Consider the following 26899-nt stretch of genomic DNA (forward strand, 5'->3'; position numbering starts at 1 on the left):
ATGTCGGCAAACAATATAACATTAATGAAAGCTAATAATATGAACAGGAGTAACTCATGTTAGGGTTCGATGATAAACGTAATTTTTACCGAATGATGGTAAATTCACCTTGCCAAGTCGTATTGGTAGAACAACCTAAATCAAAGCCAATAAATGCTATTTGTAATGATATTAGCGCCACCGGCATGTCAATTGAGGTTGAAATTGCCGCAATAGAGCAGGGTACAATTATCGAAGTAACTATTGAATCCAATAACGAGCAAATATCCACGCTTGTAGCAAAAACTAAGGTGGTTCGTTGTGACAATATCAACGAAAACCAAAGCCAGATTGGCGTGGAAATTTTAGAGATGAACTAAGACGTTTATTGTTTGCTTTTTATGCACACTAAACCTTTTAAGTAATAACCTTCTGGAAAGTAGCTTGCCACTAAGTGATCTGAATCTTGGTGGAGTCTTTCTACTGTTTGTAGTTTCACATTAGCGTCAAGCGCTGCATCTGCAACAATCTTTGAAAATAAGTCACTTGGCATCAAGCCAGAGCAACTAAATGTTAACAACACTCCTTGCTCATTAAGAAGTTCACACGCTAATCGATTAATATCCTTATAACCTCTTGCCGCGCGAGTTAAGTGCCTTTTATTTTCAATGAATTTAGGAGGATCAAGCACAATTACATCAAATTTTTGTCCTTCGTCTTTGTATTTTCGCAACATTTCAAATACATCAGCCTTAAGATACTTTACTTTTCTTGCTTGCTGGTCGTCGAAGTTTAGCGCAACATTTCGTTTTGATGTTTCTAGCGCAGTGGATGAAACATCGACATTGATCACCTCATCTGCACCACCATTTAGCGCATAAAGTCCAAAAGTGCCAGTGTAGCTAAAACAATTGAGTACCTTTTTAGATTGACAATACTTCCCAGCAATTAAACGGTTCATTCTTTGGTCAAGGTAAAAGCCAGTTTTGTGGCCATTAATAAGATCTACTTCGATGTTGATTCCGTTTTCGGTGATAACTACCGTGTCAGGTAATATGCCATGGTGTGTTTCCACTAAAGGTTCAAGTCCTTCTTTTTGCCTAACTGCAACGTCGCTTCGCTCGTGTATTACATAGTCTGGGTATAGCGTTTTAAGTGCGTAGATAATTTTATTTCGATGTTTATCAGCACCTGCGCTTAGTAATTGCATTACAAGCACATTTTTATAGACATCAATCGTAACGCCTGTAGCAGTCCATCTGATTCAGCGGCAATTAAACGATAACTATTAGTTTGTTTGAAAAATGGTAAGCTTTCGCGTATTTTTTTTGCGTTTATTAGCTTATTTTTAAAGAAATTATCATCAATGATAACATCTTTCGAAAACGTCCAAACCCTTGCTCTTATTTGTGAATGAGGGGAATATGCGGCTTTGGCTAACCATTCACCTTTACTCGACAACACATCAACACTTGCGCCTATTTTGGGCGTGCCTTTCACATGTGCAATAGCACCTTCAAATATCCATGGGTGGTGCCTTAGTAAGTGATTTTTCGCGTTCTGGGTGTAACACAATGGTGTGGTTCATGCATTAAAACCCTCATCTTTGAGCAATTCGCTTGAGCAGGCAGCTTCCCTTGCTAGGTCGTCTACCGCTTCATTCTGAGGATGCCCATTGTGAGCTTTGACCCAGTGCCATTTGACGCTATGTCTAGTGCAAGCTTCATCTAAAGCGCGCCATAAATCCACGTTTTTAACTTCCTTCTTGGCACTTGTTTTCCAGCCGTTACGTTTCCAATTATGAATCCACTTGTTGATGCCATCCTTTACATATTGACTGTCGGTGTAAAGATTAACTTCGCATTGTTCATTTAACTTATTTAACGCAACAATAGGCGCCATAAGTTCCATTCGATTATTAGTAGTGTGTTTAAAACCTTGACTCAAGTTTATATGTTTATCTTTATATTCAAGCAAGGCGCCATAACCACTAGAGCCTGGATTACCTAAGCATGATCCATCTGTATAAATTGTTACTTTTTTCATGCGATACAGGTCGTAAAATAGTATAGTGATACACATTATACAGAGGTCAACGATCTTTGCTTTACTTAGATGAATAAAAACAAAAGGTTTATCGCATGCGTCAAATCGTTTTAGACACAGAAACGACAGGAATAGATCCCAAACAGGGACATCGAATTATAGAAATTGGTTGTGTTGAGATGATCGATCGGAAATTAACCGGCAACACATATCATGTTTATATTAATCCAGATCGTATGGTTGAAGAAGAAGCAATTGCCGTTCATGGAATTACGAACGAATTTTTAGCAGATAAGCCAAGGTTCAAAGAAATTGCCAGCGACTTTATCAATTTTATCAAGGGGGCTGAACTTGTTATACACAATGCGCCTTTTGATGTCGGATTTATGGATCATGAATTTGCATTGTTACGGGCAAATTTAGCGCAAACTGAAGAGATTTGTAATGTCTTAGATACCTTGGTTTTAGCCCGTAAAATGCGTCCAGGCCAAAAAAATAGTTTGGATGCCCTTTGTAAAGTATACGCTGTAGACAACAGTAGGCGGACTTATCATGGAGCCCTATTAGATTCTGAAATTTTGGCAGAAGTCTACTTGTATATGACTGGAGGGCAAACAAGTTTAAAACTAGCTGCCGGACAAGAGGAAAATTCAAGTGATGGCTTAGAAACGCCAAAACTCTTAGATAAAGCTCCGCAACTTAAGGTTTTACATGCATCTGCCGATGATATTGAGAAGCAAAACTCATTATTTTCCTTACAGTGATCATAGATAAGCATATATTACCGCAGCTGAGCATTCAGCATAAATCGTTAGCACATCATAAGGGACCAAAAGGTCTATGGTATTCTTGTGCTTTGTATTTATCTACTGTGGCAAACATAACGCTAGTCTGCCTGTTTCTTTTATCGATATGCTTACCCATTGCTCACTCACAAGAAAACAGCGCTTATCAACAAAAAGTCATACCTATCGGTTCGCAATATTTAAATAGCATTGAATTACTTAATAATCGTTTTAGAGTAGACGCAGATGTTGAGGCCGTTACGCTCATTTTTTTCAGAGAATTCGGTTCGGCGCCAATAGTATTAGTTCGCCCTGATGGGTCTAAATTGTATTTAGAAAACGCCGCGGATGATGATACCTATAATTGGTTTGAAACTGACACCTACGACATGATAGAACTGATTGCCCCAATGCCTTAGTCCATGGCAAGCTGTGGGTGATATTTTAGAGGGTAGTAAAGTAATGGTAATTGCCAATCTAACACTTGAAGCTTCTGAAATACCATTAAGGGTCTATAAGGGCGAGACCCTTAAACAAACTGCTCAGCTAATGAATGCAGGGAGTATCATTGACTCTAAGTCTTTTAGTAATGTTGTTGCGCTATCTATTGAATTTGTTAGCACCAATAATCCAGATTATCGAAATTTTGGCTTGGGCTCTAAAGCAATTGCAAGGTTTGAAGATAACGGATTAGTATTAGATGAACAGGCGCAAGATGGCGTGTTTACAGGTGAATTCAATTTGAATCTAGTTGAAGGGGAGTGGCGCCCAATATATACGGTAAGAACGCCGCTATTTTCAAGGCAAAAAATAAACCCGAATGTAATGGTCTTGCCAAGTCCTGTACTCATGAGTCATGAAATTGCTTCTTCAGACCAAAATGATATTGAGTTTGAATCTAATACGCTTGGTCAAAGTACATCTAGTACACATATATTGTCAGTTGATGTAGATAGAAGCGAACTTGACATTAATTCTCTTATTTTAGATGGCACGGTAAGTTTGCCAAGTGGTGACCCTTTTAGTTTCTCACAGACTAATAAAAGTGATAGTTTGCGGATAATCCAGATTCCAGACTCCGGTGAAGGTTTATATTCGATCGACCTAAAGGTGTTTGCAAAAACCCTAGATGGCAGAGATATCATGCTACAAGCTGCCGATTATTCTTTTGTCGTTGAACCACCATTAATTGAAGAGCCCATTGAAACGCCAATGCCTGTCAATGAGGTCGTTATCACACCCGAAATACTCGAAGAGCTAAGCCCAAAGCAATCTAAAGAAGCGATATCGCTTACGTTTATCATTATCCTTAATGCTTGCCTTTTGATAATTGGCATATTGGTACTATTATTAATTGCTTATAAACGTAAAAATCCTAATGAAAATATATTGTTAAAAATAAAATCAATAGCGACCAGCGCATTTAGCAAAAAAACAACAGCAAGTCTTTCATAAGCTTAAATTTTAGGCGATTGATGAAAAAGCAATCAACAAGCTAATTCTTTACAAAAAGCAGTTGACTCATATTACATCTAGCCTTATTATCTGCGCCGCGTTTGAGTATGTAGCAGTTGCTAGAAATCAAACGGCGCTAGTTAAGCAGTGCATTGCGGAGTGGTAGTTCAGTTGGTTAGAATACCGGCCTGTCACGCCGGGGGTCGCGGGTTCGAGTCCCGTCCACTCCGCCAATCATTGTTTTTCTGGTTTATTGAGCGCACTTCATTGGAGTGGTAGTTCAGTTGGTTAGAATACCGGCCTGTCACGCCGGGGGTCGCGGGTTCGAGTCCCGTCCACTCCGCCAACGCTTGTGCTCAATTTATCTCATACCATGTGGAGTGGTAGTTCAGTTGGTTAGAATACCGGCCTGTCACGCCGGGGGTCGCGGGTTCGAGTCCCGTCCACTCCGCCATTATCTTGTTCATTTCATTTACCTTTCGTAATGATAACTTTTTAGAGTGCTAACCTAGCTTTTTCTTGGGTTAAGTGGTCTAAACAAGTAAACTATTGTCATTCACAATCGAAAAAGCCTATTTTATATGTTGCTAAAAGGCCAAAATATATCAAAGTCTTATCGCGATGCTGATACAGATATTAAAGTGTTAAATGATGTGTCAATCGAGATAGACCAAGGACAAATGCTTGCTATTTTGGGAGCTTCAGGCTCGGGTAAAAGCACATTGTTGCATATATTGGGAACCCTTGACTCTCCAACAAAGGGCGAAGTGTTTTTTAAAAATGAAAATTTAAGTGTGCTTAATGCTAAACAGCAAGCTGCATTTAGAAATCAAGAACTTGGCTTTGTTTATCAGTTTCATCATTTGTTGCCAGAATTCTCCGCGGTAGAAAATGTAGCAATGCCATTATTAATTTCAGGTGAAGTCAAGAAGGCTGCGTTTGTCCGCGCACAAGGCTTACTAGATAGAGTTGGGCTTTCTCATCGCTATAGCCATAAACCACAACAATTATCTGGTGGCGAAAGGCAACGCGTAGCTATTGCTCGAGCACTTGTTAATTCGCCTAGTATAATCATGGCTGATGAGCCTACAGGTAATCTAGACAGTCAATCAAGTAAAGAGGTCTTAGCTTTATTAAAAGATATAAACCAAACCGAAAAAACTAGTTTTATTATTGTGACCCATGATATCGGTCTAACCAAAACCTTGGACCGTACCTTGAAGATAGAAAGTGGGGATTTACAATGATACTACCTGTTATAACGAGAACGGATGTGTGATTACAAATGAGTCTTTACACCCTTGAAATAGCTAAGCGGTTTAGCCAATCAAAATCACAAGATGCGTATATCCGATTTGTTTCTTCATCATCTGCTATAGGTATTGGCTTAGGTGCAGCAGTTCTGATTATTTTACTATCGGTCATGAATGGATTTGAATATGAACTGCGCAATAGCCTATTGAAGGTCATCCCTCATGCAGAAATTTTTGCATATAACAATAAGGGCTTGCGCCCAGCGCCAAGATTTATTGAAAGATTAGACGCTGACGCTAGAGTCGACTCTGTATTTGTTTTGAACAAAGCCACTGGTTTACTACAGTCATCAGGTCAGATGAAATCAGTGTCCTTAATTGGTGTTGATGAAGACTATTTGTCAAAGAAACTAGCAAACAATAGCGCCCTTGAACAGCTCAAAACACACCCTCAAGCAATAGTGTTGGGTGAAGATATTATCAGTAGACTTAATCTTAAAATAGGTGACCAGTTTCAACTTCTTCTACCCTCAAGTTCTGAAGATTTGGGTTTTAGCGCACCTACATCAAGCTACTTAACCTTGGTTGGCAGCTTAACGTTGGGCGGCGAACTTGATAATCAACTAGGGGTAGTAAATCGAGAATACCTTGCCACATTATTAAACTTTGACGATCAATATACCCATATAGAAATTTTACTATACGATGCATTTGACGCCTTTGACTTAGTGCGTGAATATGGGTTTCAATTTGATCAAGCTGCCTACATTTCTGATTGGACTAGAACTAATGGTCATTTATATCAAGATATTCAATTGATCAGGACGGTTGTCTATATTGTGCTAGTGCTTGTTATCGCCGTAGCAAGTTTTAATATCGTTTCTGCTTTAGTAATGTCAGTGAAAGAAAAAAGCAGTGAGATTGCGATTCTTAAAACAATAGGGGCAAGAAATAAGCATATTGCCCAGATTTTTATAATGAAGGGCCTGAAAAGCGGAATCTTGGGCGTTTTTTGGGGAACGCTAATTGGAACACTTGTTGCCTTCTACTTATCGAATATTATTAGTTTTTTTGAAACGCTTTTTGCAACAGAACTGTTGCCTAGCGGGTTATACTTTACCAGCTCTATTCCATCTGATTTGAAACTTGGTGATGTTTTATTAACTATTGCGGTTGTTTTGACTATTTCAGTGCTATCTACTCTATACCCGGCTATTAAAGCGGCTCGAATAGAGCCTGCTAGAAACCTACACTAAGATGAATCCTCACAAGTAAATCTTGTAAACTTGTGAGGTATCTGTTGCCACGAACTAGATGTTCTTATCATTAAATACAGTTTCGTCTAATTCGTTTTCAGATTTTGCAACAATACAGGCAACTGTAGTGTCACCAGTAACATTAACAACTGTTCGGGTCATATCTAAAAGCCTATCAATACCTATAATAAGTGCGATGCCTTCTACAGGTAGATTTACTTGTTGGAGTACCATTGCCAGCATAATCAAACCAACCCCAGGCACACCAGCAGTTCCAACAGATGCCAAGGTCGCAGTTAACACCACCATTAGTAAGTCCGCTGTTGACAAGTCAACGCCATAGACCTGCGCAATAAAAACAGTTGCAACACCTTGCATAATTGCTGTGCCGTCCATGTTAATCGTCGCGCCTAATGGGATGGTAAACGAAGATACAGAGCGGCTGACTCCCATTTTATTGCGAGCTGTAGCCATTGTGACAGGGAGGGTTGCACTGCTGCTTGAAGAGCTAAACGCAAATATTGCTGTATCTTTCATTTTATACAGTAGTGTCAAAGGATTTAAACGAGCTAAGCTTGCCAATAAAATGGGGTAGGTGATAAGTGCATGTGCGATAAGTAAAACAAAAACCAAGAAGAAATAAGACAATATACTGCCAAAATCTGCTAACTTGATGGTCGCACCGAGCTTTGCCATTAAGAAAAACACGCCATAAGGCGCCAAATTCATAATTATCATGACAATTTTCATAATGACTTCATTGAGAGATTCAAAGGCCGCTTGAATTTTTTTACCATGTTCTTTGGCTTTGGTAATTGCGATACCAAAAAGTAAAGAAAATACAATAATTTGTAACATATTGCCTTCAGCCATCGAAGCAATTGGGTTAGAAGGGAACATGTTAATAAAAACTTGCGCTAAACCAAGGCGCTTCTTTTGGCGCAAATGTCGCATCAGTAGAGATTGAAAAACCTTCACCAGGCTGTACAATTAGCGCCATAATGATGGCAAAAGTCACAGCGATTCCGGTGGTAGAAATATAAAGTGCTAAAGATTTGCCTCCGAGTCTTCCTAATTTACTAGGGTCTGATAGACTACTAACACCACAAACTAAAGATACAAATACTAATGGAACTACGAGCATCTTTAATGAATTTACAAATATTTTACCACCAACTTCAAATATTCCCTCGACAAATAAGCCTTGAAATGAAATATTTATACCTAAGAGGCTTGGTGCGAAGTCACCTGTTTCATCAAAAGTTGATTGTATCAAAGCACCTATAACGATTCCGGCAATCATGCCGATAAGGATGCGTAAGGTTAAGTTATTTTTCAGATTTACGTTAATTGACATACTTCAAGACCTGTTATTTTGTTATTAGTCTAAATACCTAAGGTTAACAAGTATAACGCAAAATCTAAAACGTTTTATAAACTCTGCTATCACGACTGTGAATTGGCTAAACAAGACAGTAATAAAAATAGGTAATCCAATGAAAACCGCTAAGTTAATAGTAATTAATATATTTGCCCTTCTAATGTTAGTGGCATGTGGGGGCGAGTCTTTAACGACTGGCGAAGTGCCAGACGACGGTCAAACGACTGATCCAACGGTCATTAGCATTGCGCTTAGCCTTCAAGATGCGCAAGGTAATGCAAGTAATCAGCTTGGTGATGGTGCACCTATCACTGTGTTAGCAACGGTGACAAACCAAAACAACGCCGCGCTAGAGGGTGTCGTTGTTAACTTTACACTTAGCCAAAATGAACTTGCTACATTCAGTAACGATACTGGTACTGGATTAACAAACGCCCAAGGCGTCGCAACGATAGTAATGTCGGTTGGCAATTTGTCTGGTAGCGGAACCGTTACCGCAAGCGTTACTGACGGCACGCCAGTTTCTGCTGGTTTTGAAAGCAGTGGCATTCAGCAACAACGTCCTTCTTCTTTAGAAGTGTTTGCAAGTGCGATTCAACTGGCTTCTAGTGGCGGTGACACGGTTGAAATTATTGCGACGGTAAAGAATGACCAAAATGTACTTTTACCCGATGTACCCGTATCATTTTCAGCATCTAATGGCGCTTCGTTATTTAACGCTGATACCTTAACGCAGGCTGACGGTACTGCACGAGCGACCTTAAGTACCGCTAACAACAAAGAAAATAGAGACATTATTGTTGAATCGAGTGTTGGCGCTTTGAGCGAATCTGTTACTGTTGCTGTCGTTGGAACCGAAGTTAATATTAACGGTGCAAACTCTGCCATCATCAATGATAGTGTGCCGATTACTATTGTGTTATCCGATTCAGATGGTGCTGGTATTGCGGGGCAGACTATTACGCTAAGCAGTAATATTGGTACTTTGTCTAACACGGCGCCGATTACTGGTGCGAATGGTCAAGTCTCGGTTGATTTAAGCTCTAATGTATCAGGTGCTGCAACGATCACAGCTTCTGCACTAAACGCCAGCTCTAGCTTTGAAGTACAAATACAACAAGACGATTTTAGTTTTGTTGCCTTACCAACTAGCGAAATTCCTCTTGATACTCCACAGCTTTTGACCCTTCGTTGGTTCAGAGATGGTAGTGCACTAGCAAATGGTTCTGTCACGATTACAAGCTCTCGTGGCTCATTATCAAGTGAGACTGTACAAACAGATGCTAATGGTATCGCAACAGTAAGCATTGAATCAGGCTTTGCCGGCGTAGCGACTCTTTCAGCGATAGGTGAAGACTCAATGGGTAATCAAGTTAGCGCAAGAGGAGAGGTTGAATTTATTGCCTCGGACGTTGAGAGTATTTTCGTTGATGCGACCCCTGATTTGATTAGTCCCGAGGGGCAGACATCTACTATAACCGCTATACTAAGAGATGCTCGTGGTAATTCTATTAAAGGTAAAGTAGTAAACTTTAGACTTGAAGCTGATGCTTCTGGTGGTTCTATTTCCCCTAATTCAGCGATAACGGATAGTAATGGCATTGCGTCGACTGTGTACACTTCAAATGCAGTTAGCGGTGATAATGGTGTTACTATTTCAGCTGAAAGCGATGGTGTTGTTGAAACGACCGATCTAACGGTCGGTGACCGAGCGTTCGACATAAGTTTAGGAACCGGTAACACAATCTCTAATGATGGTGCTACCTCTTATGTTAAAGAGTTTGCAGTATTTGTGACTGATGCCTCAGGTCGTCCTATCGCTAACGCATCTCTTGGTGCTTCCATCGTGCCTACTTTAGAAAACGCTTACACTAAAGGCTTTTTTCAGTGGGACGAAGCGTCAAGCTTATATCGTGCTGTTGTAAGAACGGTGTGTGACAGTGAAGATGTGAATCAAAATGGTATCCTAGATGACGGAGAAGACACTAATGGTGATGGCCAATTAACACTTAAGGTAACGCTGCTATCGTGACGTTTAAAGATAATGATTCAACGACTAATGAGTTTGGCCAAGCAATTCTAGAGGTTCGTTATGCTAAGCAATTTGCAATTTGGACTCGCGTGAATTTGACAGTGTTTGGTCAGTCCTCTGGTACTGAGTCAAGAGAATCTCAAAGTTTCAATCTGCCAATTGCGTCTGATGACATTACTGATGAGCCTAACCCGCCACCATCAAACCCATTTGGTTCTAGCTTTATTTGTTCTGATACCAATTAATACTGCTTAAAAACAAAAAAACCTGTTGTGTCAAACAACAGGTTTTTTTTGCCTAACAATAATAACTATGTCATTTGGAATGGATAAATTGACCCTAGGTTCATTATTTGTGTAAGTTCATCAAGGGCTGTTCTTGTCTCGGTAAGAAAGGCAGCGTCAGCTAGGTCTTTTGCTTCTAATCTATCTCTATAATGCTTGTTTACCCAAGTATTAAGCTTGTTAAATTGCTTTTCATTCATAAGGGTATCTTGATTTACACAAGATAATTGAGCATCAGTCAATACAACTCTGAGTCTTAAGCAAGCTGGTCCGCCTCCATTTTGCATACTTTGTTTAACGTCGAAAAACTTCACGCCCTTAATTGGATTCGCATCTAAGACAACACTTTCAAGATATTGATTAACTGCATCATTTTCTTGGCATTCCATTGGCGCAATAATCACCATGTCATCATTGGGTAAATTAATAAGTTGCGTGTTAAACAAATAGCTTTTTACTGCGTCGTTTACGCTGACACGCTGGGTTGGTGCTTCGATAAAATGAAAGTCATCATTACCAAAAGCGCGTAAAATATCATTTTTGACTTCGCTTGTGTCTAGAAAAGCTTGTTCATGGTAAAACAACACATTTCTATTACCCACAGCTATTACATCATTATGAAATACGCCTTGGTCTATCACATCGGGGTTTTGTTGCGCAAAAACAGTATTTTGTGGGTGTAGTTGATGTAAACGAGCAACCGCGAGGCTGGCTTCTTTGGTCTGCCTAGCGGGGAATTTTTTAGGCGCTATTTTGGCATCATTAAATGCGTATTTCCCATACACAAAAAATTCAACGCCATTTTCACCGTATTGCTTACAAAATCTTGTGTGGTTTGCGGCACCTTCATCACCAAAATGATCATTTTCAGGAAGGTGAGCATGATGAACAAAATGTTCATCGTTATTAAAAGTTGCTTTTAGCACTCTACCGGTTTGAACAGGTTCAATAGCTCGATGGAACTTGTTAGTTAAGTTTGCAGGCGTAAAATGTATTTTACCATCAAAGGCATCTGCGCTAGGGGAAACCGTAGCAGCATTAGCTGTCCACATACTTGATGCAGAACAGCAAGCAAGAAATAGTTCAGGGGCCTGCTTACTGGCATCTGTAAGCACTTTTTGATCACTCCCACTAAATCCTAGCTTTCTCATAGTAAATACGTCTGGGCGCTCCTGAGGCGCTAGTACGCCTTGCACCATACCTAAATCTGCCAAGGCTTTCATTTTTTGAAGTCCTTGTAACGCAGCTTGTTTTGGATTGCTAATAGCATTTGCATTGGATTTAGATGCAACATTACCAAATGATAATCCCGCATAATTATGACTAGGACCAACAAGGCCATCAAAATTTGCTTCTATTGCTTTCATACATTACCCTTCGCGCCAATTAGAATAAACAGTATTATTTATTCCTTGATTCACACACATGTGTTGCAGAATTATACGTACTTAAAATTAGTTGCCAATAAAATTTTTAGAAAACACTAATAAAATCAATGGTTTTATAGTATAGCTTATAGATAATTATATAGTTCAGCTTGTTTTCTATTCACTTTGCAGATATATCTAAAAGGAAGAAAACAATTTTGCGTCAGTTTTTATGTACCTTTTTATTTAGGTACAACATTATTTTTACAAGGTTTTTATAATTAAATGAGCAAATCACTCGTTATAGTAGAGTCACCCGCTAAAGCAAAAACAATAAATAAATATTTAGGTAAAGATTTTATTGTTAAATCTAGTGTTGGGCACATCCGCGACCTCCCAACAAAGTCATTAGGACTAGTTCCTGCTAAAAAATCAGCAAAAGAGCTCAAAGAGTGGGATGAAGATGAGAAACAAGATTATTTAAAGAAATATGAGTACAGTAAGTTAGTCGATAGGATGGGAGTAGATCCCCAGCAAAATTGGCACGCACACTATCAGATACTACAAGGTAAAGAAAAAGTCGTTAATGAGCTCAAAAAGCTCGCCAAACAAGCTGATACAATATATCTAGCAACGGATTTGGATAGAGAAGGTGAGGCGATTGCGTGGCACTTACAAGAGTTATTACAAGCAAAGGGCAAAGAGTTTCAACGTGTTGTTTTTAATGAAATAACCAAAACTGCTATTCAAGACGCATTTTCTAAACCCAGTGATGTCAACATTAATCGAGTTAATGCACAACAAGCCCGCCGCTTTTTAGATAGAGTTGTCGGTTTTATGCTGTCGCCTCTATTATGGAAAAAAGTAGCACGAGGGTTATCAGCTGGAAGGGTACAATCTGTTGCGGTAAGGCTTGTGGTTGAAAGAGAAAGAGAAATTAAAGCCTTTGTTCCTGAAGAATTTTGGGATATACATGCAGATCTAGGCGCTAGTGTTGCTGGTAAGCAGTACGATTTGCGTATGATGGTGACTAAGCAAGATTCAAAGGCATTTAAACCTACCAACAAATCGCAAGCGGATGCTGCGGTAAGTGTGCTTGAAACTGCTGATTACGAAGTGATTAGTCGAGAATCAAAGCCGACTCAAAGTAAGCCATCTGCGCCGTTTATTACCTCTACTTTACAACAAGCAGCCAGCACTAGATTAGGTTTTGGTGTCAAAAAGACAATGACTATGGCACAGCGCTTATATGAGGCTGGACATATTACTTATATGCGTACGGACTCTACTAATTTAAGTGGTGAAGCAGTTAATGCGTGTCGTGAATATATTAATGATAAATTTGGTGCTCAATATATTCCGGACAATCCAATCAGATATGGCAGTAAAGATGGTGCTCAAGAAGCTCACGAAGCGATTAGGCCCTCTAATGTTAACGTAAGCGCTGCCGTACTATCTGACATGGAAAGGGATGCTCAACGTCTGTATGAATTGATCTGGCGTCAGTTTTTGGCTTGTCAGATGACAAACGCTAAATATGATGCGACCACAATTAAAGTAAAAGCGAAGGACTTTGAGTTAAATACCAAAGGGCGAGTATTGGTTTTTGATGGTTGGACAAGGGTGTTATCGCAATTAAAACGCAAGGGCGAAGAGCAACCAGAGTTACCTAACGTAAAACACAGGCGATGTCTTAAGTTTTAAAGCGCTTGATCCAAAGCAACATTTCACTAAGCCAATCGCAAGGTTCAATGAAGCGTCGTTAGTTAAAGAGCTAGAAAAACGCGGTATTGGTAGGCCTTCAACTTATGCCAGCATCATCTCAACTATCCAAGATAGAGGCTATGTCAGACTTGATAATAAGCGGTTTTATGCTGAAAAAATGGGCGAAATAGTGAATGATCGTTTAGTTGATAATTTCACAGACCTAATCAGCTATGATTTTACTGCTAATATGGAACAAAGACTTGATGATATTGCACATGGTGAGCTTGATTGGAAAAAAGTGTTAGATAACTTTTATGGAGAATTTTCTGAAAAGTTATTAAAAGCTGAACAATCCCAAGATGAAGGTGGAATGTTACCTAATCAAGCCGTTCCTGTAGACATTGAATGTAAAACTTGTAATCGTCACATGAATCTTCGCACAGCCAGTACAGGGGTATTTTTAGGCTGCTCAGGTTATGGTTTACCGCCTAAAGAACGCTGTACTCAAACAATGAACTTAGTGCCTTAGTGAAGAAGTTGTTAAAGTCGATGATGAAGAAGATTTAGAAACCGAAGTGCTGCGAGCAAAACATAGATGCCCAGTTTGTGAAACAGCAATGGATAGCTACTTGGTTGATGAAAATAGAAAGCTTCATATTTGCGGTAATGCGCCAAGTTGCATGGGTTATGAAATAGAAAAAGGAACGTTTAAATTAAAAGGCTATGATGGCCCAATTATTGAGTGCGACAAATGTCAAAGTGACATGGAGCTTAAAAATGGTCGGTTTGGTAAATATTTTGGTTGTACTAACGAAGAGTGCAAGAATACCCGCAAACTTCTTAGAAATGGCGAAGCTGCTCCTCCAAAAGAAGATCCCGTTTTTATTCCAGAACTACCATGTGAAAATTCAGACGCTCATTTTGTGTTACGTGACGGAGCATCTGGTATCTTTTTAGCCGCATCCACCTTTCCAAAATCTAGAGAAACACGTGCTCCTAAGGTGGAAGAACTTGCGCGCTTTAGAGACCGCATCTCACCAAAGTTTTATTACTTAGCTGATGCTCCTGCGCTTGACCCTGATGGGAACCCTTCAATTGTTCGCTATAGCCGCAAAACCAAGCAGCAGTATGTAATGTCAGAAAATGCGGATAAGAAGGCAACCGGTTGGTCAGCTTGGTATCAAGATAATAAATGGGTGGTGGATGATAAACGTAAGCCAACGGCCAAAAAAAGCCAGCAAGGAAAGTAAAAAAGAAAAGCTGATAGATTATTTACATGGTAAATAGTCTACCGCGGTCTGCTACTCTAAAGACACAAAAAAAGCGCTTGATGAAGCTCTTATTTCAAGAGTCCAACAAGCGCTTTTTCGTTTTGGTTTACGCGCTAAAGGGTAGTTGGTTTTGTCATTTGCGCGCTTGCTTTGCTAGTGACTTGATTCATTGATGCATGTTTACCTTTTGCTTCATATGTTGCTCTATCTTCGTTAGACATCGCTTTTACCACAAACACTTCTGTTGGCATATCAACCTTGCTTGGTTGTGTCATTGGCGATGAAGTAAACGACATTGGCTTATAGACATGTTGTTCACCCACTTTTTTGGTAGCAGGTTTTTTCTTCGTCACTCGCTTTTTGGGTTTATCAACGTTTTCAGTAACATTTGCAGACTCATCTGATAATTCAACGCTATCAACTTTTGCAGAGCCCTCAGGCGTAATATCTTCAAGCGATTCGGTAGCGGAGTCTAGCTGCTCATTTACCACTTTATCTTCAACGACCTCTTGACTGCTGCTATCGGTATTTTCAGAAAGTTCTTCTATTTGATTTGTTGTGTTTTCTTGTGAACCACTTTCTTCTGGTTGAGCAGGTGCATTATTATCATCTACCTTATCGATCGCAACCGATGATTCAGCTTGTTGCTTACTCATTTCCTCATCAAACATGAGCTCAACTTGTTGAACAGGCTCAACTGGAACTGATTGTTCGTCTGCCGCTTTTGTTTTAGTAGCTTTGGGTTTATCTTGTCTAGTTGTTTTTCGGCCTTTGCCTTTTTTAGGGGCGCTTGTTTCATTTTCGACACCAGTAGCTTCAGGTTTGACGCCATCAGCTGCCGATGTGTCCGCTGACCCAAGCTCTGAGGTTTCGATTGTTTGACTTTCAGCTACTGGTATTTCTATTGATTGCTGATCTTTCTTCGCTAAAGCTTTTTCAATAGTATTTGAGTTTTCAATCGTCTCAATGTCTTGTTTGTCAATATTATCAGACCCTATATCGTCACTAGGCTTAACTTCTGATTCGTAAGCCGTATTGCTATGCTTAGGAGCATCGTCAGAGACTCTTACACTTGCTCTTGCTGGTCTTCGATTTCGCCTAGCCTGAGGCTTCTTTTTAGCAGGCTTTGGCTTGTCTTGCTGGGGTTTGTTTTCATTTACAGGCTTTGCATCTAGATCTACCGAATCATTGGCTTTAAGCTTATCACCTTTCGCTTCTGAGTTAGATACACCTTTTTTATCAGATTCTGGTCTATTTTTCTTTGCATTTCGATTTCTATTGCGGTTGTTTCTCTCGCCACGCTCGCCTTTGCTATCGTTTTTAGCATGTCGACGCCTGTTATTTGATTTATGCTTAGGTTTCGGCTTTTCTTCAATGACAGGCTCAGGTGCTTTAAACAAGGAACCAACCCATTGTGATAATTTTGTCATCAAACCTGATTCATTTGTCTGCGTGCTACTTGATTTTGCTTTAGGTGGTACTTCAGACATCGCTGGCGCAGTCATGCCCTTTAAAGCAGGCTCTTCTCGCGTTATTGTTTTGGCTGCAGGTGTGTCTGCTGCTGTGTCTTGCTCAATCAGCAAATCGGCTTTGTAACTTAACTCACTGCTTACTTCTGCAGTTTTACGTCTCAAAATTTGATATTTTGGCGTTTCTAAATTTGGATTTGGAATAATAACTAAGGTAATACTATGACGCGCTTCTAGTTTTTGAACAGCGCTTCTTTTTTCATTTAACAAATAGGTTGCCATAGTGACTGGCAATTGTGCTTCAATTTGTCCGGTGTTGTCCTTTATGCACTCTTCTTCTATCAAACGTAAAACCGATAATGCCAGTGATTCTATTCCTCTTATTGTGCCATGACCTTCGCATCGAGGACATACATTGTGAGCCGAGTCTCCAAGTGATGGGCGAAGACGTTGCCTTGACATTTCAAGCAGACCAAAGCGTGAAATTTTACTCAATTGAATACGAGCTCTGTCTGAACGGACCGCATCCTTCATTCTGTTTTCAACTTCGCGCTGATGTTTAATAGGCGTCATATCAATAAAGTCGATAACAACTAAGCCCCCTAAGTCACGCAGTCTTAGCTGCCGTGCTATTTCATCCGCGGCTTCTAAATTGGTGTTATAAGCAGTTTCTTCAATGTCACCGCCTTTTGTTGCTCTTGCGCTGTTGATATCAATTGAGGTTAATGCTTCAGTTGGATCGATTACAATTGAACCGCCAGAAGGTAGCCTAACTTCGCGATTAAATGCTGAATCAATCTGTGATTCAATTTGATAGCGAGAGAAGAGGGGAACCTCGCCGTCATATAGCTTGACGCGATTTACAAAATCAGGGCGCACAAGCTTGATATGATTAAGTGCTCGTTCAAACGTTTCTGGGCGATCAATTAAGATTTCACCTACGTCACGACGCAAGTAATCTCGAATGGCTCGAACAATCACATCACTTTCTTGATGAATGAGTAAAGGTGCTGGTGTGTTATCTGCTACTTCTGTAATCGCTGCCCAATGATGAACTAATACGTGAAGATCATTTTTAAGCTCTTCTGCAGATTTACCCACACCGGCGGTGCGCACAATTAAGCCCATACCATCAGGTACATCAAGCTCGCTAAGTGCTGCTTTTAACTCTGTGCGTTCTTCACCCTCGATACGACGTGATATACCGCCTGCTCGAGGGTTATTAGGCATTAATACAAGGTAACTACCTGCTAGAGAAATGAACGTAGTCAATGCAGCGCCTTTTTGCCCGCGCTCTTCCTTGTCAATTTGAACTATGACTTCAGTCCCTTCAGAAATTACTTCCTTAATGCTAGGGCGGCCATCGTATTTATAGTTTTTGGGAAAGTAGGTTTTTGCGATTTCTTTTAAAGGTAAAAATCCGTGTCGATTTGCACCATAATCAACAAAAGCCGCCTCTAGGCTGGGCTCTACTCGAGTAATGGTACCTTTATAAATATTTGCTTTTTTTTGTTCATGACTAGGGCTTTCAATATCTAAGTCATAAAGTTTTTGCCCATCTACTAGGGCTACGCGCAACTCTTCTTTCTGAGTTGCATTAATTAGCATTCTTTTCATGTTTATTAGCTCTGTTTAAGACAGATCTAACAGCAAACCGAGGCAGAAGCTCACGCTTGTGCCCACTTTATGAGTTATGAACAAAGACGTTCATATTTATTTTGATTATAAATGTATCCACCTTTGTAGATACTATTTTGGACCTATGTCGCCAAAAATAAATGTGCTTATAATTTGCTGATATAACTGTCACGTTTAGTTAGTAATAAGCCATGCTTGTCATTAGTAAAATAGGCTTATTACGTGAATTCACATGTGCGTAGAGATGTATGTCATCATTAATTGCATTAAGCGTTTTCTTTGAATCTAGAGTTTAAGAGAAACTCAAATCATGTTGTCTATGATTGCCTTATTTAAAAAAGCAGAAGTCCAGTGTGCGCTTATATATCTATTGAAATAAACAAGAAATCACAAGCCAATTAATTGCGATAAATAATATCACTAATATTTATCGTTGCATCGTTATTAGCAATGTGTGCATCTACGTACGTCGCGATAGTATCATAATGCAAGACACAGTCCTACCAAAATCAACTGAAAATTCATGCTTTTAGCGAATAAATATTAATAAATTCTCGTATGTTTAATTCAAAGGACTAAAAAACCAAGAAATAGAGTGTATTGTCGATGAATATTAGTAAAATAAGAAGAGGTATCAAAAAGGTTGTAATTAATGAGTTCAAGTTTCGATAAAGTGCAAATGTTAACTGTTAGTGAAGACAATTCATTGCAGCGTGTTGATAACTTTTTGCTTTCAAAACTCAAAGGTGTACCAAAAAGTAAAATTTACAAAATCATCAGAAAAGGTGAGGTTAGGGTAAATAAGAAAAGGGTAAAGCCTGAATATAAACTGCAACTTAATGACCAAGTTAGAGTCCCTCCAGTTAATACAGTGCAAACAAGTAACGCGACTTTACCCGTTGATAAACTAAAGTATTTGGAATCAGCAGTTATTTTTGAAGATGATAGACTATTGGTAGTAAACAAGCCATCAGGGATAGCTGTTCATGGCGGAAGCGGTTTGCACTTTGGCTTAATTGAAGCTTTTCGGGCACTACGGCCAGCAGCTCCTTTTTTAGAGTTAGTTCATCGCATTGACAGGGATACTTCAGGGTGTATTGTCATAGCAAAGAAGCGCTCTGCTTTACGCAGTCTTCATGATCAACTTCGTGAGGGGAGGATGGATAAGACGTATCATGCACTTGTTCGAGGCCATTGGCCCGAAAAACGAAGTAAAGTGACTGCACCTCTTGTAAAGAATACCCTTCAAAGTGGAGAGCGAATGGTGTTTGCTGATCAAAACGGTAAGCCAAGTGAAACACGCTATAAGATATTAAAGCGTTTTGCTTTTGCAACCTTAATGGAAGCAAAACCAATTACAGGGCGAACACATCAAATAAGGGTACACTGTCAATTTGCTGGACACCAGATAGCGAATGATAAGAAATATGGTGATGAGGCCTTCACAAAGAAATGCTTTGAGCTCGGCAGTAAGCGGCTTTTTCTTCATGCAAAAGCCATAAAATTTACGCATCCACTTAGTCAACAAGTGGTAAGTTTTGACGCACAATATGATGAATCGCTTAGTCGCTTAATTCATAACTTATCGCTAGAATATGCATCAAGTAAACAAGTTTAATGTTATTTTATCGCCCCATATTTTTGCAAGGTAAGTTATGAGTAATATCACCCACGTAATTTTTGATTGGGATGGCACTTTAATGGACTCTGCGAACAAAATTGTTAGTTGTATGCAAATAGCTGCTGTTAAGGCGTCCTTGCCAGAGCCTAGCGATGAGCAAGTCAAAGAAATTATTGGTATAAGTCTCGTACCTGCTATACAACAATTGTTTCGTGTAGATGAATCAACAGCAAACCGCATCAAAGACCATTATAAACAAGCGTTTATGTGCCAAGATGAAACACCGTGCCCGCTATTTGATGGCGCAGTTTCGACTTTAAATATGTTATCAACAAACTACACATTAGGAGTTGCGACGGGTAAAGCCCGCAGAGGGCTAGTGCGAGCAATGACCGCTTCGTCAACACAATCATTTTTTGACCAAACGCGCACTGCAGATGATGCTCCATCAAAACCGTCTCCTGACATGCTGATACAGCTTTTAGATTTATGGAAAATAAATGCTAATCAAGCCTTAATGGTTGGTGATACTGTATATGATATGAAAATGGCAGAGGCGATAAACATGCCAAGAGTAGGAGTGAGCTTTGGCGTTCATTCCAAAAAGCGCTTGTTACAACATAATCCTGTTGCAGTGATTGATAGTTTAACCGAGCTACCCAGTATAATAAAAACGATTATTTAAATTTCACCATCACAATACGAAGAATTAATGGAAACAAATTATCCTCTTGTCATACAACAAATACGTTCGCTAGTAACAGGTGAACCCGATCTTATTGCCAATATGGCAAACATAAGTGCCGTACTTTTCAATAACATGCCAGATGTAAACTGGGCGGGTTTTTATTTACTTAAACAAGAAGAACTCGTTTTGGGCCCTTTCCAAGGTAACCCTGCCTGTATCAGAATTGCGATGGGCAAGGGAGTTTGTGGCACAGCTGCAAAAGATAAACAAACACTTATTGTTGAAGATGTTCATACATTTAAAGGTCATATTGCTTGTGATGCTGCGTCGAATTCTGAAATAGTATTGCCTGTCATTCATAATGGGGTTTTGCTGGGTGTTTTAGATATTGATAGTCCAAAATTCGCACGATTTTCTAAAGTTGACCAAGTAAACTTAGAAAATGTCGTGCGTTTATTAATTGATACAATGGCATAAAAGAAATTTCGGATAATAGGAAAATTGGTGAAAAATTTAATAGATATCCACACATTGCTTGCAACACCAGCTGACATGGAAGATATTCATGAAAACCCAGAAGCAGCTAGTGATAAGCTTAATGAGGTATTGCATTTATTATACGAACAATCCGATGAAGATATTTCGGTTGCAACCCTTGAAAATATGTTAAGTCAAACATGGGAACATTGGCACCAAGACAGACATTTAGCGGATATTGAAACGGAAGATTTAATTGATTGGGTTGATCATTTTGTCCGTACTTGGGAAGATGACAATGAGAATTTTGAAGAAGATTTCACTTAATACAAGCAATTAATACCTAGTTTGGGTTATGCTTAGCGCCCTAGGTTAAATGAACACACTACAGCACAGAAGAAATATCGATTAATGGAACAAGAAAAACTAGCGAGTCAAAAAGAAGCTTTAGTCTTCTTATGCCAACAATATCCTAAATGCTTCTCAATTGAAGGGCCTGCCAAGCCATTAAAGATCGGTATATTTCAAGATCTAGTCAATGACTTAGCGCCACAAGAGTGCATCAGTAATAGATTATTAAGAACCACCCTCCGATATTACACAAGCAGTTGGCGCTATCTAAGTTGTATACAAGAAGGTGAGCATCGAGTTGACATCAATGGTGAGAACGTTGAAGTTATCGAAAAACAACATTCTGAGCATGCACAAGAGCAATTAAAAGAAAGTAAAGCTAAAGCGAAGCGAGCTAAGGCTGATTCAATAAAAGCAAGTAAAGCGAATAAATATAAAAGTTATGACGGCAAAGATGTTACACCAACATCAGCTGGCAAACCTAAAAAGAAAGTGAGCAACCCGCCAAAACGTGCAAATGCCAACAAATCTAAACAGCCAACAATTAAAAAACACTTCGATGATAAACTTGTTTTGACTGATGGTGATATAAACAGAGGCGACGAAGCTTTAGTTAAGCTAGGTAAAGACCCAATGCCTGTGACAATTGTAGATGTGCATAAAGACGGTGTTAGTGTGCAACTTAAATCAGGAATGACAGTCAAAGTTCAAGCAAATCAATTGTTTTCACCAAAGGCGTTAACAAGCACAAAATAAAATACTACTGCGAGAGATATTATGCTGTTGAGAATGAATAAGCGGAACAAAATGAAGCATATACAAAAAGCTAGTTTAGCGTTGAGTATATTAGCCTTGGGCATGAGCCTTACACTTCGTGCACAAGAACAGGTCCCGCTTGAACAGGAAACTACAGTTGCTGCAGTGACGCAGGAGCTTCAAAAACAAGAAGTTTTATTAATTCCAGAGTTGATGCAAGAAAAGCAGCATTCTATTGCCGCCAAGCGTATATCTGATTTGTTTACGCGAGCGCATTATAAAAAATTTAAAATCGATGATGAGCTCTCTTCAGAAGTATTTGAGCGCTATTTAGATATATTAGATAGTAATAAGCATTTTTTCTTAGCTGATGATATTGCTTCTTTTCAATCCTTATCTACGAAATTTGACGAAGCAATTAAATTGGGAGACTTATCTCCAGCATACTCTCTGTATCAGGCAAACTTAGAACGCAGAAAAGAACGGTTTGAATACGCGTTGGGCTTGTTGAATGGCTCTTTTGATTTTGAAAAAGAAAATGATAAGTTTTTTTATGATAGAGAAGACGCGACATGGGCAAAGTCAAAAACTGAACTTGATGAAGTCTGGAGACAACGCGTCAAATATGATGCGCTGAATTTAAAGCTATCAGATAAAGCCTTAGGAAGAAACGCAAGAGCTTCTAGGTAAACGTTATAAAAGAGCAATTCGACGATTAACTCAGACTAATAGTGAAGATGTCTTCCAGACAGTCATGAACGCTTTTTCTAGAAGTATTGAAGCACATACCAGCTACCTATCTCCTAGGAGAACTGAACGTTTCCAAATGGATATGAATTTATCGTTAGAGGGAATTGGAGCTGTTCTGCGTCTTGAAGATGATCATACCGTTATTATGAGCTTGGTGGCAGGCGGTCCAGCGGATAAATCAGGACAAATTAAGCCTGAGGATAAAATTATAGGCGTTGCGCAAGAAGACGAAGAAGCGTTTGTTGATGTCGTAGGGTGGCGTTTGGATGAAGTCGTTGACTTGATTAAAGGACCAAAAGGCTCGATAGTCAGATTGCAGGTGCAAAAGGGCGGTACCGACAGTAAAAGTATAAAAGAGGTTGAAATTACCCGAGACAAAGTGAAGTTAGAGGACAGACAAGCCAAAGCGGAAGTTTACACGCCTGATGATGGCCCTAATCTCGGCAAAAAACTGGGTGTAATCGAAATCCCGTCTTTTTATCACAAGTTGCATGTTGATGTGATTAAATTAATAAACGAATTAAAGGCGGAGGAAGTAGAGGGTATTATTGTTGATTTACGCGGTAATGGTGGAGGAAGTCTTCCTGAAGCTATCGCACTTAGTGGTCTTTTTATTGACGAAGGGCCTGTTGTTCAAGTGAGATATGAAAGCGGCCGTATTGATATCGAAAGTAACAAAGACGGTATCACCCATTATGCTGGACCACTGACAATAATGGTAGATAGGTTTAGTGCATCAGCAAGCGAAATTTTCGCAGCTGCTATGCAGGACTTTAATCGGGCAGTAGTGATTGGCGAGCAGACCTTTGGCAAAGGCACAGTGCAACAACATCGAACCTTGCGACGCGTGTATGATTTTTTTGAAAATCCACTTGGCGCAGTGCAGTTTACAACAGGTAAGTTTTATCGTATCAACGGTGGTAGCACCCAGCATTTAGGGGTATTGCCCGATATTTTATATCCTTCGGCAATTGACCCTTCTGAATGGGGAGAGAGCAGTGAAGAAACTGCCCTACCTTGGGACAGTATTAAAAAAGCAAGTTATCGGGCTTTCCCTAAGATTGACGGCATGATAGCTCAGCTAAATGAAAAGCATCAGAAAAGAGCGCAACTGGAACCAGAGTTTCAATACATATTTGATGATATTGCTGAATATCAGAAAAATAAGGACAAAAATTTTGTCTCTCTTGTTGAATCTGAGAGGCTTGCCGAGAAGCGCGAAAACGATGAAAAGCGCTTAACGCGAATCAATGAACGTTTAACGAGGCTTGGGCTTGCTAAGATTGAGAGTCTTGACGATGATTTACCTGAGGCTTTGGAAAGTATTGACCCGTTCTTAAAAGAAGCGGCAAATATTACCTTTGATATGATTGGCAATAAAAGTTACGCTTTCAACCTTAACAATAGTGAGCAAAGTGTTCAGTAGTTTTGATTCAATATCAATAATGTAGCCTTTGAAAGCTGTTTTACTATAATTTATAAACACGCAATATTATAAAAATAAAAAAAGAGGTGCTTATGAGTGCTCGTGGACAGTTTTCCTCGCGCTTAGGCTTTGTTCTTGCGGCCGCAGGTTCCGCTGTAGGACTTGGCAATATTTGGGGTTTTCCTACAAAGGTTGCCGAAAATGGTGGGGCAGCGTTTGTACTAATGTATTTAGTAATGGCATTTTTACTGGCTTACCCAGTACTAATGGCTGAGTTAATTATTGGCCGTGCAAAGCGAGCCAACATGATTGATGCCCTCAGGCAAATATCAGGAAATATTTTTGGCACCATTACCGGTAGCGTTGGTGCCATCACCGTTATTCTGATTTTATCCTTTTATGCAATTGTTGCTGGCTGGATGATTTCATTCTTTTTTGACTCCATATTAAGTGTTGCGTCAATTAATATTCCATGGCTAACCGATGATTCTAGCTTAAGAAGCCTTTTCTTTATGGCCATGTTTCTTGTGTTGACCTGTTTTGTTGTCATTGGTGGCGTAGCAAATGGTATTGAGCGTTGGTCTGTTCGACTAATGCCAACACTACTTGTACTAATTGTCGCTTTAATTATTTATGTCAGCACTTTAGATGGCGCTATGAAAGGTTGGGAAGTTTTCCTAAAACCGGATTTTACGCGCGTACTGGCGCCTGATTTAATGATTGATGCAATGGGACAAGCTTTCTTCTCTATGTCCTTAGGTGTTGGTACGATGCTAGTTTACGGGTCATATATTCAAAAGAAAGAGAATTTGCCAAAGCTAGGAGCATCTGTTGCTTTAGTTGACATAGGCGTGGCTGTATTGGCCGGCATGCTGATTATTCCAGCGATGTATGTAGCCCTAGCAAATGGAGTGCAAATTTTTGATGAATCAAATAATCTTATTCAAGGTCCCAGTTTAATCTTTCAAGTACTTCCTTCATTGTTTGCGTCAATGGGTTATATAGGCACTATTGTAGCCTGCGCATTTTTTGCATTAATGGTAATTGCCGCACTTACGTCTTCAATCTCTATGTTAGAAGTACCCGTTGCGTTCATTGTTGATAACAAAGGAATGAAGCGCAAAAAAGCAACGATTTTGCTGACATGTTTAGTGTTTTTATTAAGTGCAATTATCGTGATGAATTTTGAGCTTTTGTTTGGATTCGTTATTGCTTTAACAACTCAGTATAGCCAGCCTCTCCTTGGCTTAGTTTTATGCATATTTGCAGGATGGATTTGGAAGCGCGATCAAATCTTAGATGAGCTTAAGCAAGGTGCTCCGAATATTGGAAGCGGTATGTTTTGGAAAATATGGCCATGGTATGTAAAGTTAGTGTGCCCATTGGTTATTGGTTTTATGTTTTATAGGTCAATTATATGATGGATACTACACAACAAAACGGATTGAAAGCTCCTAGTCTATTAGATGCGTTAATTCCTATTATTTCTTTAATTGTAATGATGTTTTCTGCTGTTTATTTGTTTGGGAGTGACTCTTCATATGGTCCAAATCAAATTGCTTTGCTTATAGGAATGTTCTTAGCAGCAGGTATTGGCCTTAAAAACGGATACAAATGGAAAGACATAGAGCAGGGTATGGTCAAAGGGATTTCAATGTCACTTGGAGCTTGCCTGATTTTGCTAGCGGTAGGTTCACTTATTGGCACTTGGATGCTCGCAGGAACGGTTCCTACGCTTATTTATTATGGTTTATCGATGTTAAACCCAACCTTCTTTTATGCAGCAAGCTGTCTTATTTGTGCTGTTGTCGCCATGAGTATTGGCAGTAGCTGGACAACTGCAGCCACAATAGGTGTTGCTCTTATAGGCGTGGCAACGGGTATGGACTTATCCTTAGCAATCACTGCAGGCGCGATAGTATCAGGCGCTTATTTTGGCGACAAGCTTTCCCCATTATCAGAAACTACAAACCTTGCACCCGCGATAGCAGGGACTGATTTATTTGAGCATATTAAATATATGCTTTGGACAACCGTGCCCAGCATCACTATCGCATTAATTCTGTTTGTTATTTTAGGTTTACAAGAAGATATAGCAACTTCAGCAGACCGTATTGAACAAATGCAATCAACCTTGTTAGTTGAGTTTAATATTGCTTGGTATAATCTATTTCCATTGCTTGTTTTATTGTTACTTGCCGTGAATAAGATGCCTGCTTTTCCTGCGGTTTCTATCGGTGCTTTGCTAGGTGGAATATGGGCCTTGTTATTTCAACAAGAAGTTGTGTCAAGTATGCTAACAAACGAGTTTCCTCCTTTTATTAGTAATTTAATGGTCGTGTGGACGGCGCTTTTTGATGGCGTATCGTTTTCAACGCCCGATGACAATCTCAATAGCCTTTTAAGTCGCGGAGGCATGTCCAACATGTTGAATACCATTTGGCTGATTATATGTGCCATGTCATTTGGTGCGGTGCTTGAAAAAGTTGGATTACTGACCGCTATCGTATCTGCTTTTTTACGTGGAGCAAAATCTGCAGGCGATATGGTAACACGTACTATTTTGACGTGTATTGGTACAAATATAGTCACAGCTGACCAATACATAGCAATTGTTATGCCTGAGCGTATGTATAAAGAAGAGTTTGAAAAAGAAATTTGCATCAACTTAATTTATCCAGAAGCCTGGAGGATGGCGGTACAATTACGTCACCGTTAATTCCTTGGAATACATGCGGTGCATACATGCACGGTGTATTAGGCGTAAATCCACTTGACTATATCTACTATGCCTTCTTTAATTTAATCAACCCAGTGCTAGCCGTGATATATGCATTTATGGGGATTAAGATTCTAAGACTAGAACCGCCTAAAGTTGAAATTAAAGGCACATCTCAAATTTAAAAA

Annotated in this window: 17 protein-coding genes, 3 tRNA genes and 5 pseudogenes; 20 read left to right on the forward strand and 5 right to left on the reverse strand. The window is 39.5% G+C overall.

Annotated elements, in window-relative coordinates:
- The first annotated feature begins 56 nt into the window (after nt 1-56).
- On the forward strand, nt 57-359 hold the full coding sequence (locus tag ACZ1G6_RS06855; protein WP_472618617.1) for a PilZ domain-containing protein: 303 nt from the start codon (nt 57-59) through the stop codon (nt 357-359).
- Nucleotides 360-364: 5 nt separating this feature from the next.
- On the opposite strand, the pseudogene ACZ1G6_RS06860 reads toward ACZ1G6_RS06855, so the two are convergent.
- Together ACZ1G6_RS06860 and rnhA are read right to left on the reverse strand one after the other, a co-directional pair.
- Nucleotides 365-1567: pseudogene (locus ACZ1G6_RS06860) on the reverse strand (class I SAM-dependent rRNA methyltransferase).
- On the reverse strand, nt 1564-2025 hold the full coding sequence (rnhA, locus tag ACZ1G6_RS06865) for a ribonuclease HI (protein WP_472618618.1): 462 nt from the start codon (nt 2023-2025) through the stop codon (nt 1564-1566). The pseudogene ACZ1G6_RS06860 and the gene rnhA overlap by 4 nt, the downstream one beginning before the upstream one ends.
- Nucleotides 2026-2120: 95 nt before the next feature.
- Here rnhA and dnaQ point away from each other — a divergent pair, with 95 nt between their 5' ends.
- The 8 genes from dnaQ (at nt 2121) to ACZ1G6_RS06905 (ending at nt 6774) form a co-directional block, all read left to right on the forward strand.
- Nucleotides 2121-2789 (forward strand): DNA polymerase III subunit epsilon, encoded by a 669-nt coding sequence (gene dnaQ, locus ACZ1G6_RS06870; protein ID WP_472618619.1) that lies wholly within the window; start codon nt 2121-2123, stop codon nt 2787-2789.
- Between the two features lie 92 nt (nt 2790-2881).
- Nucleotides 2882-3229: a hypothetical protein gene (locus ACZ1G6_RS06875; RefSeq protein WP_472618620.1), complete on the forward strand. Its 348-nt coding sequence runs from the start codon at nt 2882-2884 to the stop codon at nt 3227-3229.
- A gap of 13 nt (nt 3230-3242) precedes the next feature.
- The gene (locus ACZ1G6_RS06880) at nt 3243-4265 is read left to right on the forward strand and encodes a hypothetical protein (protein ID WP_472618621.1); all 1023 of its coding nucleotides are present in this window, start codon (nt 3243-3245) and stop codon (nt 4263-4265) included.
- Nucleotides 4266-4421: 156 nt separating this feature from the next.
- Nucleotides 4422-4498: transfer RNA gene (locus ACZ1G6_RS06885), tRNA-Asp, on the forward strand.
- 36 nt (nt 4499-4534) lie between these two features.
- A tRNA-Asp gene (locus ACZ1G6_RS06890) sits at nt 4535-4611 on the forward strand.
- Nucleotides 4612-4642: 31 nt separating this feature from the next.
- Nucleotides 4643-4719, forward strand: a tRNA-Asp gene (locus tag ACZ1G6_RS06895).
- A gap of 127 nt (nt 4720-4846) precedes the next feature.
- Nucleotides 4847-5512, forward strand: a complete 666-nt coding sequence (lolD, locus tag ACZ1G6_RS06900) for a lipoprotein-releasing ABC transporter ATP-binding protein LolD (RefSeq protein WP_472618622.1) — start codon at nt 4847-4849, stop codon at nt 5510-5512.
- Nucleotides 5513-5550: 38 nt separating this feature from the next.
- Nucleotides 5551-6774 carry an FtsX-like permease family protein gene (locus ACZ1G6_RS06905; RefSeq protein ID WP_472618623.1) on the forward strand — a complete coding sequence of 408 codons (1224 nt, stop codon included), beginning with the start codon at nt 5551-5553 and terminating at the stop codon, nt 6772-6774.
- 54 nt (nt 6775-6828) lie between these two features.
- Here the strand turns inward: ACZ1G6_RS06905 and ACZ1G6_RS06910 are convergent.
- Nucleotides 6829-8131: pseudogene (locus tag ACZ1G6_RS06910) on the reverse strand (dicarboxylate/amino acid:cation symporter).
- A gap of 139 nt (nt 8132-8270) precedes the next feature.
- On the opposite strand from ACZ1G6_RS06910, the gene ACZ1G6_RS06915 reads away from it, so the two are divergent.
- Together ACZ1G6_RS06915 and ACZ1G6_RS06920 are read left to right on the forward strand one after the other, a co-directional pair.
- The gene (locus tag ACZ1G6_RS06915) at nt 8271-10187 is read left to right on the forward strand and encodes an Ig-like domain-containing protein (protein WP_472618624.1); all 1917 of its coding nucleotides are present in this window, start codon (nt 8271-8273) and stop codon (nt 10185-10187) included.
- Entirely contained in the window at nt 10184-10432 is a 249-nt protein-coding gene (locus ACZ1G6_RS06920) for a hypothetical protein (RefSeq protein WP_472618625.1), read from the forward strand. The genes ACZ1G6_RS06915 and ACZ1G6_RS06920 overlap by 4 nt, the downstream gene beginning before the upstream one ends.
- A gap of 65 nt (nt 10433-10497) precedes the next feature.
- On the opposite strand, the gene astB is transcribed toward ACZ1G6_RS06920, so the two are convergent.
- A complete protein-coding gene (gene astB, locus ACZ1G6_RS06925; RefSeq protein ID WP_472618626.1) occupies nt 10498-11838 on the reverse strand; it encodes an N-succinylarginine dihydrolase in 1341 nt (446 codons plus the stop codon).
- A 285-nt stretch (nt 11839-12123) separates the two neighbouring features.
- Between astB and topA the strand changes: the two are divergent.
- Nucleotides 12124-14795: pseudogene (topA, locus tag ACZ1G6_RS06930) on the forward strand (type I DNA topoisomerase).
- 134 nt (nt 14796-14929) lie between these two features.
- On the opposite strand, the gene rne reads toward topA, so the two are convergent.
- Nucleotides 14930-17893 (reverse strand): ribonuclease E, encoded by a 2964-nt coding sequence (rne, locus tag ACZ1G6_RS06935; protein ID WP_472618946.1) that lies wholly within the window; start codon nt 17891-17893, stop codon nt 14930-14932.
- Between the two features lie 682 nt (nt 17894-18575).
- On the opposite strand from rne, the gene rluC reads away from it, so the two are divergent.
- From rluC to nhaC, 8 genes and pseudogenes are all read left to right on the forward strand, one after another.
- The gene (rluC, locus tag ACZ1G6_RS06940; RefSeq protein ID WP_472618627.1) at nt 18576-19541 is read left to right on the forward strand and encodes a 23S rRNA pseudouridine(955/2504/2580) synthase RluC; all 966 of its coding nucleotides are present in this window, start codon (nt 18576-18578) and stop codon (nt 19539-19541) included.
- A 37-nt stretch (nt 19542-19578) separates the two neighbouring features.
- Nucleotides 19579-20229: an HAD-IA family hydrolase gene (locus ACZ1G6_RS06945; protein WP_472618628.1), complete on the forward strand. Its 651-nt coding sequence runs from the start codon at nt 19579-19581 to the stop codon at nt 20227-20229.
- A gap of 27 nt (nt 20230-20256) precedes the next feature.
- Nucleotides 20257-20709: a GAF domain-containing protein gene (locus ACZ1G6_RS06950; protein WP_472618629.1), complete on the forward strand. Its 453-nt coding sequence runs from the start codon at nt 20257-20259 to the stop codon at nt 20707-20709.
- A 27-nt stretch (nt 20710-20736) separates the two neighbouring features.
- On the forward strand, nt 20737-21036 hold the full coding sequence (locus ACZ1G6_RS06955; RefSeq protein ID WP_472618630.1) for a hypothetical protein: 300 nt from the start codon (nt 20737-20739) through the stop codon (nt 21034-21036).
- Nucleotides 21037-21120: 84 nt separating this feature from the next.
- Nucleotides 21121-21816 carry an RNA chaperone ProQ gene (gene proQ / locus ACZ1G6_RS06960; protein ID WP_472618631.1) on the forward strand — a complete coding sequence of 232 codons (696 nt, stop codon included), beginning with the start codon at nt 21121-21123 and terminating at the stop codon, nt 21814-21816.
- A gap of 51 nt (nt 21817-21867) precedes the next feature.
- Nucleotides 21868-23992, forward strand: a pseudogene (gene prc, locus ACZ1G6_RS06965) (carboxy terminal-processing peptidase).
- A 92-nt stretch (nt 23993-24084) separates the two neighbouring features.
- Nucleotides 24085-25413 (forward strand): sodium-dependent transporter, encoded by a 1329-nt coding sequence (locus tag ACZ1G6_RS06970; protein ID WP_472618632.1) that lies wholly within the window; start codon nt 24085-24087, stop codon nt 25411-25413.
- Nucleotides 25413-26896 (forward strand): annotated as a pseudogene (nhaC, locus tag ACZ1G6_RS06975) (Na+/H+ antiporter NhaC). Before ACZ1G6_RS06970 ends, nhaC begins: the two are co-directional and overlap by 1 nt.
- Nucleotides 26897-26899 lie beyond the last annotated feature (3 nt).

The sequence above is a fragment of the Glaciecola sp. HA4-3 genome (assembly GCF_055693685.1).

Coding starts and splice junctions, on each gene's coding strand:
- ACZ1G6_RS06855 (WP_472618617.1), top strand. CDS start 57: ATGTTAGGGTTCGATGATAAACGTAATTTTTACCGAATGATGGTAAAT.
- rnhA (WP_472618618.1), bottom strand. CDS start 2,025: ATGAAAAAAGTAACAATTTATACAGATGGATCATGCTTAGGTAATCCA.
- dnaQ (WP_472618619.1), top strand. CDS start 2,121: ATGCGTCAAATCGTTTTAGACACAGAAACGACAGGAATAGATCCCAAA.
- lolD (WP_472618622.1), top strand. CDS start 4,847: ATGTTGCTAAAAGGCCAAAATATATCAAAGTCTTATCGCGATGCTGAT.
- ACZ1G6_RS06905 (WP_472618623.1), top strand. CDS start 5,551: ATGAGTCTTTACACCCTTGAAATAGCTAAGCGGTTTAGCCAATCAAAA.
- ACZ1G6_RS06915 (WP_472618624.1), top strand. CDS start 8,271: ATGAAAACCGCTAAGTTAATAGTAATTAATATATTTGCCCTTCTAATG.
- astB (WP_472618626.1), bottom strand. CDS start 11,838: ATGAAAGCAATAGAAGCAAATTTTGATGGCCTTGTTGGTCCTAGTCAT.
- rne (WP_472618946.1), bottom strand. CDS start 17,893: ATGCTAATTAATGCAACTCAGAAAGAAGAGTTGCGCGTAGCCCTAGTA.
- rluC (WP_472618627.1), top strand. CDS start 18,576: ATGAGTTCAAGTTTCGATAAAGTGCAAATGTTAACTGTTAGTGAAGAC.
- ACZ1G6_RS06945 (WP_472618628.1), top strand. CDS start 19,579: ATGAGTAATATCACCCACGTAATTTTTGATTGGGATGGCACTTTAATG.
- ACZ1G6_RS06950 (WP_472618629.1), top strand. CDS start 20,257: ATGGAAACAAATTATCCTCTTGTCATACAACAAATACGTTCGCTAGTA.
- proQ (WP_472618631.1), top strand. CDS start 21,121: ATGGAACAAGAAAAACTAGCGAGTCAAAAAGAAGCTTTAGTCTTCTTA.
- ACZ1G6_RS06970 (WP_472618632.1), top strand. CDS start 24,085: ATGAGTGCTCGTGGACAGTTTTCCTCGCGCTTAGGCTTTGTTCTTGCG.